General features: G+C 65.7%; 7 protein-coding genes and 1 pseudogene. 5 read left to right on the top strand and 3 right to left on the bottom strand.

The genetic code is table 11. From position 1 onward, the window contains the following. Positions 1-164: 164 nt before the first annotated feature. Positions 165-1,154: a bile acid:sodium symporter family protein gene (locus P5705_RS23265; protein WP_277463224.1), complete on the top strand. Its 990-nt coding sequence runs from the start codon at positions 165-167 to the stop codon at positions 1,152-1,154. Position 1,155: 1 nt separating this feature from the next. On the opposite strand, the gene P5705_RS23270 is transcribed toward P5705_RS23265, so the two are convergent. Next, positions 1,156-1,878, bottom strand: a complete 723-nt coding sequence (locus P5705_RS23270) for a DUF899 domain-containing protein (RefSeq protein ID WP_277463225.1) — start codon at positions 1,876-1,878, stop codon at positions 1,156-1,158. 199 nt (positions 1,879-2,077) lie between these two features. Beyond that, positions 2,078-2,731, bottom strand: coding sequence for an HAD family hydrolase (locus tag P5705_RS23275; RefSeq protein WP_277463226.1), 654 nt, complete (start codon positions 2,729-2,731; stop codon positions 2,078-2,080). Between the two features lie 205 nt (positions 2,732-2,936). Between P5705_RS23275 and moaB the strand changes: the two genes are divergently transcribed. Together moaB and P5705_RS23285 are read left to right on the top strand one after the other, a co-directional pair. Continuing rightward, positions 2,937-3,476 carry a molybdenum cofactor biosynthesis protein B gene (gene moaB, locus P5705_RS23280; protein WP_277463227.1) on the top strand — a complete coding sequence of 180 codons (540 nt, stop codon included), beginning with the start codon at positions 2,937-2,939 and terminating at the stop codon, positions 3,474-3,476. Between the two features lie 8 nt (positions 3,477-3,484). Beyond that, the gene (locus P5705_RS23285; protein ID WP_277463228.1) at positions 3,485-4,675 is read left to right on the top strand and encodes a molybdopterin molybdotransferase MoeA; all 1,191 of its coding nucleotides are present in this window, start codon (positions 3,485-3,487) and stop codon (positions 4,673-4,675) included. Positions 4,676-4,778: 103 nt separating this feature from the next. Here P5705_RS23285 and P5705_RS23290 read toward each other — a convergent pair whose 3' ends face one another. Continuing rightward, positions 4,779-5,429 (bottom strand): helix-turn-helix transcriptional regulator, encoded by a 651-nt coding sequence (locus tag P5705_RS23290; RefSeq protein WP_277463229.1) that lies wholly within the window; start codon positions 5,427-5,429, stop codon positions 4,779-4,781. Positions 5,430-5,658: 229 nt separating this feature from the next. Between P5705_RS23290 and hisN the strand changes: the two genes are divergently transcribed. Continuing rightward, positions 5,659-6,450, top strand: coding sequence for a histidinol-phosphatase (gene hisN, locus P5705_RS23295; protein WP_277463230.1), 792 nt, complete (start codon positions 5,659-5,661; stop codon positions 6,448-6,450). 278 nt (positions 6,451-6,728) lie between these two features. Next, positions 6,729-6,854 (top strand): annotated as a pseudogene (locus P5705_RS23300) (AraC family transcriptional regulator); the annotation flags it as partial.

A 6,854-nucleotide genomic window follows, 5' to 3' on the forward strand; every position in this document is an offset into this window, starting at 1 on the left:
AAAGCAGTCCTTGTCGAATTGCGCTGCGGGAAAATGCCGAACATCGGCGGCCAATGACCTGCACAGGTGTCCGTTGGGCGACATTGCCAGGGGTTCCGGCGTTAGCGCGGGAAAAGCGCAGACCTTATCGTCCGGGCTTGCACAATGACAAGACGGAATACGTGATGAAGTATTTGCGCATGCTGTTCGACAACTTCACCCTGGCGTTGCTCGGGGTGGTGTTCATGGCCACCGTACTGCCCTGTTCCGGCGAAGGGGCGGTGCTGTTCGGCTGGCTGACCAACCTGGCCATCGGCCTGCTGTTCTTCCTGCACGGCGCCAAGCTGTCGCGCGAGGCGATCATTGCAGGCGCCGGCCACTGGCGCCTGCACCTGCTGGTGTTCGCCTGCACCTTCGTGCTGTTCCCGGTGCTGGGAATGGCGTTCAAGCCGCTGTTCGTGCCGCTGGTGGGCAACGAGTTGTACCTGGGGGTGCTCTACCTGTGCGCGCTGCCGGCCACGGTACAGTCGGCGATCGCCTTCACCTCGCTGGCGCGCGGCAATGTGCCTGCGGCTATTTGTAGCGCCGCGGCATCGAGCCTGCTGGGGATCTTCCTCACGCCGCTGCTGGTGATGATGCTGCTTGGTGCCTCCGGCGATACCGGCTCGGGGCTGGATGCCGTGCTCAAGATCACCCTCCAGCTACTGGTGCCTTTCGTCGCCGGGCAGATCGCCCGGCGCTGGATTGGCGATTGGGTCCGGCGCAATGCCCGCTGGTTGAAAATGGTCGACCAGGGTTCGATCCTGCTGGTGGTCTACACCGCTTTCAGCGAAGCGGTGGTCACCGGGCTGTGGCACAGCGTCTCGGCGCAGCACCTGGCGGGGCTGTTCGCCGTGTGCGGCATCCTGCTGGCGGTGGTGCTGCTGGGCACGCGCCTGCTCGGGCGTGTGTTCGGGTTCAACGTCGAGGACCGCATCACCATCCTGTTCGCCGGCTCCAAGAAAAGCCTGGCCACCGGCGTGCCGATGGCGCAGGTGTTGTTCGTCGGCGGGGGCATCGGCGCGATGATCCTGCCGTTGATGCTGTTCCACCAGATCCAGCTGATGGTCTGCGCGGTGCTGGCCCAGCGCTATGCGGCGCGGGTCGAGGCCTGTGACGAGGCGGTGGCGTCCTGATTCATTTCGAGCAGCAGTGCGGCTTGGCATCGGCCCCGTCATAGCGGTCATGGTGACGCACCCAGTCCATCGTGCCCGCTTCGTTGCGCCCCAACGGCGCCAGGTCGAGGAAGTTGTAGACATTGACCAGGATGTCCAGGCCCCGGGCGTAGGTGGAATAGGTGTGGTAGAGGTTGCCGTCCTGGTCGCGGTAGAAGGCGCTCAGCCCGGGCAGCTCGTTTTCGCTGCCCGTGTAGGGTTCGTAGTTGTACTGGGCCGTGCCATCGGTGGCGACGCTGACACCGAAGTCCTGGTTGAATTGGCTGCCATGGGACGAGAACCAGGGGAAGTGCCAACCCATGCGCTGGCGAAACGCCTGGAACTCGGCATAGGGCGCGCGGGACACCGCCACCAGCGACACGTCGTGGTGCGCCAGGTGCAAGTTGGCGCCGTCGAAATGGTCGGCCAGGAACGAGCAGCCCGGGCAGCCCTCCTGCCAGCCTTCGGCGAACATGAAATGGTAGACCAGCAACTGGTTGCGCCCGGCGAACAGCCCGTCGAGGCCGAGCTCTCCGTCGGGGCCTTGGAAGCGGTAGTCCTGCTCGACTTTCACCCAAGGCAAGGCGCGGCGGGCGGCGGCCAGTTCGTCGCGCTGGTGGGTAAAGGCTTTTTCGTGCAGCCACAGTTGTTGCCGGGCGGCGAGCCATTGGCTGCGCGAAACCACGGCGTGCTTGGGGTGGATCATGGTGGTGACTCCAGGCTGAGGGGTTCAACCTGTGGTCGAATGGGGCGGCGGTGGAATCGACAGTGGCTGTACGTGGCCGACGAATGGTGACGCGCGTTGCCCGCGTCCCGCTGGCCTGATACGACCGCTGTAGGAGCGGCTTCAGCCGCGATCACCCGCACAGCGGGTGACAGGTACCGCATCGCGGCTGAAGCCGCTCCTACATCTGCTCGATCAGCGCCCACAGGCGCGGATCATCGTAGTCCTCGATCACCAGCCGTGCCCCGGCCTCCAGCAGCCGCTCGGCAGGCTGGGTGGTCGCCAGCCCCACAGTGAAGATCCCGGCATCGACGGCGGCCTTGACGCCCGGCAGCGAGTCCTCGAAGGCCAGCGCCTGGCCTGCGTTGGCCCCCAGGCGTTGCAGGCCGGTGAGGTAGGGCAGCGGGTCGGGCTTGGGGCGTTCCAGCTCGTCCGCGACCAGCACATGCTTGAAGCGCTCGTCCAGGCCCATGGCGCCCAGCATGTGCTCGGCATTCAGGCGTGGCGCATTGGTCACCACGCACATGCCGATGCCGTGCTGTTCGGCGTGCGCCAGCAGGTCGAGCAGACCGGGCAGCGGCGCCAGGCTTGGTGACAGCTCGCGGAACAGCGCCTCTTTGCGCTCCGCCAGCCTCTGGCGTTCGGCGCTGTCCGCGTGCGGGAACAGGTCAGCGAACAGCAGGCCGTTGGAGCGCCCGCTCACCTGTGTGTCGAACTGCTCCTGGGTCAGCGCGCGGCCGTCATGGTCGTGCAGCAGCTTGCGGAAGGCCTGCAAGTGCAGGGTGTCGGTGTCGGTGAGGGTCCCATCGAGGTCGAACAGCAGGGCGGTCAGCATCGGGTATCCTGGCGAAACGGTTGCGGATGGAGGGTCCCCGGGATTCTAGCCGCAACCGTTGGCCGCATGTGAAACGATTCAGTGGTAACCGTCGCCGATTCGAACGATAGAGTCGGCTTATTGGGTCGTGGGTAATATCGATTGGACGCTGGCGGTACGGATCTCTAGTTTCGCCAACGTGTGATCGACTGCCTGAGCGCCAAAGATGAATACCCGACCCGATGCCGTATTTGTTCCACTGAATATCGCCGTGCTGACCGTCAGCGATACCCGCACCTTCGAAACCGACACCTCCGGCGAGCTGCTGGCCAGCCGCGCGGTGGGCATGGGCCATCGGCTGGTGGCCAGGATGCTGCTCAAGGACGACCTGTACAAGATTCGCGCCCAGGTGGCGGGATGGATCGCCGATGATGGCGTGCAGGTGGTGCTGATCACCGGCGGCACCGGCTTCACCGGGCGCGACAGCACTCCCGAGGCGGTTGCTTGCCTGCTGGACAAGCAGATCGATGGTTTCGGCGAGTTGTTCCGCGCGCTGTCGATCCTCGACATCGGCACCTCGACGGTGCAGAGCCGTGCCCTGGCCGGCCTGGCCAATGGCACCCTGGTGTGTTGCCTGCCGGGCTCCACCGGCGCCTGCCGTACCGCCTGGGAAGGCATCCTGGTGGAACAGCTGGATGCGCGTCATCGCCCCTGCAACTTCGTGCCGCACCTGAAGGCGGCCAACCTGTGCGGGTCGCGCGCGTGAGCGCATTGATGTCGGTTGACGAGGCGCTGCGCCAACTGCTGGCGCTGGCCAGGGCGACGCCGTTCACGGCCGTCGAGCCGGTCGCCCTGCGTCAGGCCGATGGCCGTGTACTGGCCGAGGACCTGCTTGCGGCCATCGACCTGCCGCCCTGGGCCAACAGCGCCATGGACGGCTACGCGCTGCGCCTCGAGGATCTGCCAGGGCAACCGTTGCCGGTGTCGCAGGCCGTATTCGCCGGGCAGGCGCCGGGGCCTTTGCAGGCAGGGACCTGCGCTCGGGTATTCACTGGTGCGCCCGTTCCCGAAGGTGCCGACTGCGTGCAGTTGCAGGAGAACTGCGCGGTCGACGGGCAAGGACGGGTGAGTTCAATGACCCCGCTGCGTCGGGGAGACAACGTTCGCCCACAAGGCAACGAGATCCGAGCGGGTTCGCTCTTGCTGGCCGCAGGCTCGGTACTGAACCCGATTTCTTTGGGGGTGTTGGCCTCGCAAGGCATCAACCAGGTGCCGGTGCTGCGCCGACCACGGGTTGCACTGCTGTCCAGTGGTGATGAGCTGGCCAGTGAAGGCGCGGTGCTGGGGCCGGGGCAGATCTTCGACAGCAATCGCGTGGTACTGGCCACGTTGCTCGAACGGCTGGGTTGCGACGTGATCGAACTGGGCTGTGTACCGGACGATCCACTGCGGCTGCGCGCGGCCTTGGCCGAGGCCGAAGGCGCCGAGCTGATCATCAGCAGCGCCGGGGTGTCGGTCGGTGATGCCGACTGCATCGGCGCGCTGCTGCGTGAGGGCGGGGAGGTAAAACTGTGGAAACTGGCGATCAAGCCGGGCAAGCCGTTCACCTTCGGGCATATCGGGGCGGTGCCGTTATTGGGGTTGCCGGGGAACCCAGGGTCGGCACTGGTGACCTTCCTGCTGCTGGCGCGACCCTACCTGCTGGCGCGGATGGGGGGCGTGCAGGTCGAGCCGGTACGCGTGCCGGTGGTGGCTGGGTTTGCCTGGCCCAAGGCAGGCAAGCGTCAGGAGTACCTGCGGGTGCGGCTCGATGGCGGGCGGGCGCGGTTGCTGGAGAACCAGAGTTCCGCGACGTTGCTCAGTGCGGCGCAGGGTGATGGGTTGCTGGAGGTGCCGGCGGGGGAGACGTTCAAGGCCGGGGATGTGCTGGACTTCATTGCGTTCGCGGGCGTTGGGGTTTATTGACGCTGTAGGAGCGGCTTCAGCCGCGATGCCGGCAGCGCGATGGCTGGCACCCGCTGCGCGGATGATCGCGGCTGAAGCCGCTCCTACAGAGCGCGTATCAAATTCAGTCTCCCTGTGCGTACATCCAACGCATCAACGAATTGCGCCCACTGATCCCCAGCTTGATCGCCGCCCGTCGCAGGTAGCTTTCGACGGTGTTGACCTTCAGCTGCAGATGCTCGGCCTGCTGTGGCGCCGTGCGCCCGGCGAGCAGCCCTTTGCACACTTGCATTTCCCGCTCCGACAAGGTGATATCGGCCTGGCGCAGGCGTTCGATGAAGCGCTGCTCCAGGCTTTCCGGCTCGCTCGGCTCAGGCTGCGCGGGCTGCAGGGCACTGATGTGTTTCTCGAGCATGGGCAGCAGCAGGGGGGAGATGTCCTCCAGCCGACTGCGTTCGACGGCGGAGAACCCATAGCGCGGGTCCGCGCGCAAGACCGTGATCTCGTAGCGGTAGCCATCCTTGCGCCGTGCCAGGTGCAGGCGCGCTGGGTCGTCGAAGGCGTCGCCCGGCTCGCCTGTGCTGAACACCGCCTCGCTGAGCAAGGTGGCGTCGGGGCGGGAAGAGCAGGCGCCAGCCACCCGCATCTGGCGAATGAGGGTGGCATCGATGGTCAGGTGGGTCTGGATCAGGTCGTGCAGCCGCTGGGGGAAATGCCGGCTGCCGGTACTGGCTATGACTTTGCCGATCTGCGGAAAAAGCAGGTGCGAATTCATCGTGTCATCCATGATGTGCTGTGGAACGAAGGCCCGTGCACGCCAGTAACCAGCATCCTTGGTTGGCGGCACGGCCGTTGGAGCTGCTTGCTATCCTAGTACAACGATTCAGTGACGGTTGAATGAAGCGGCAATAATGGCATGGCAACATCGGTTGTCGCAGGGCCGCTTCGGTTCTCCTGGCAGTCGGGTATGATGCAAGCCCTTTGCACACAACGAGGCCCGTTCCATGTCCCTGAGCGCAGAACAGATTGGCGAATTCCGCGGCTTCGCCGAACAGCTGGCCGATGCCGCTGCCGCCGCGATCCAGCCGTATTTTCGCGCAAGCCTGGAGGTCGAGGACAAGGGCGGGCGCCTGTACGACCCAGTGACCGTGGCCGACAAAGCGGCCGAGGATGCCATGCGCGAGCTGATCCAGGCGCGCTACCCGGACCATGGCATTCTCGGTGAGGAGCAGGGCGAGGCCGTTGGCAGCAGCCCGCTGACCTGGGTGCTCGACCCGATCGACGGCACCCGCGCCTTTATCACCGGCCTGCCGCTCTGGGGCACGCTGATTGCCCTCAACGACGGTACCCGCCCGGTGATTGGTGTGATGAACCAGCCGTTCACCGGTGAACGGTTCGTCGGCACGCCGGACGGTGCCTGGCGCAGTGGCACCCCCCTGAGGACCCGCGCCTGCACCGACCTGGCCTCGGCCACGCTGATGTGCACCACCCCCGACATGTTCGACACCGAGGCGCGCCAGGCGGCCTTCCACAAAGTGGCAGGCCAGGCTCGGCTGATGCGCTACGGCGGCGATTGCTACGCCTACTGCATGCTGGCGTCGGGCTTCGTCGACGTGATCGTGGAGGCGAGCCTGCAGCCCTATGACGTGCAGGCACTGATGCCGATCATCGAAGGCGCGGGCGGGGTGATCACGGCATGGGACGGCAGCTCGGCGCAGAACGGTGGCTGCGTGGTGGCCTGTGGTGACAAGGCGCTGCATGCGCAGGTGGTGGAGATGCTGCGTCACGCCATGTGATGCTGGCCTCCTGAGCACCCGCCAGCAAGCGGCCCAGGTACTGTCCGATAATCGAACGCTGTGACCTGGGCCGCTGTTCGCTATCCGCCCATCGTTTGCCCCGGCCGCATTGCCCACAGCCGGGCTTTTTGCTTAGTGTGGGCGCTATCAGCCGGCTGTCGACTGCCCCGACACACCCGTGGCGGCTGGATAGAATGACCGTGACCGACCGCGTTCGCAGCCCGCCCGGGCCGCAGGATACGGCGCCCATAACAATAACGATGGCGAGTGCCTTGCCCATGGAAAGCCGCCTGTTGAGCGAGCAAAGCTGCGTGTTCCACCGCGCCGACCCCTATGCGGTGTCCGACTACGTCAACCAGCATGTGGGCCAGCACCATATCGGCCTGTCCCGCACCACCCACCCC

Origin of the sequence: Pseudomonas entomophila, from assembly GCF_029478665.1 — a bacterium.
In the GTDB taxonomy this organism is placed as follows: Bacteria; Pseudomonadota; Gammaproteobacteria; order Pseudomonadales; family Pseudomonadaceae; genus Aquipseudomonas; species Aquipseudomonas entomophila_F.

Coding starts and splice junctions, on each gene's coding strand:
- P5705_RS23265 (WP_277463224.1), top strand. CDS start 165: ATGAAGTATTTGCGCATGCTGTTCGACAACTTCACCCTGGCGTTGCTC.
- P5705_RS23270 (WP_277463225.1), bottom strand. CDS start 1,878: ATGATCCACCCCAAGCACGCCGTGGTTTCGCGCAGCCAATGGCTCGCC.
- P5705_RS23275 (WP_277463226.1), bottom strand. CDS start 2,731: ATGCTGACCGCCCTGCTGTTCGACCTCGATGGGACCCTCACCGACACC.
- moaB (WP_277463227.1), top strand. CDS start 2,937: ATGAATACCCGACCCGATGCCGTATTTGTTCCACTGAATATCGCCGTG.
- P5705_RS23285 (WP_277463228.1), top strand. CDS start 3,485: ATGTCGGTTGACGAGGCGCTGCGCCAACTGCTGGCGCTGGCCAGGGCG.
- P5705_RS23290 (WP_277463229.1), bottom strand. CDS start 5,429: ATGAATTCGCACCTGCTTTTTCCGCAGATCGGCAAAGTCATAGCCAGT.
- hisN (WP_277463230.1), top strand. CDS start 5,659: ATGTCCCTGAGCGCAGAACAGATTGGCGAATTCCGCGGCTTCGCCGAA.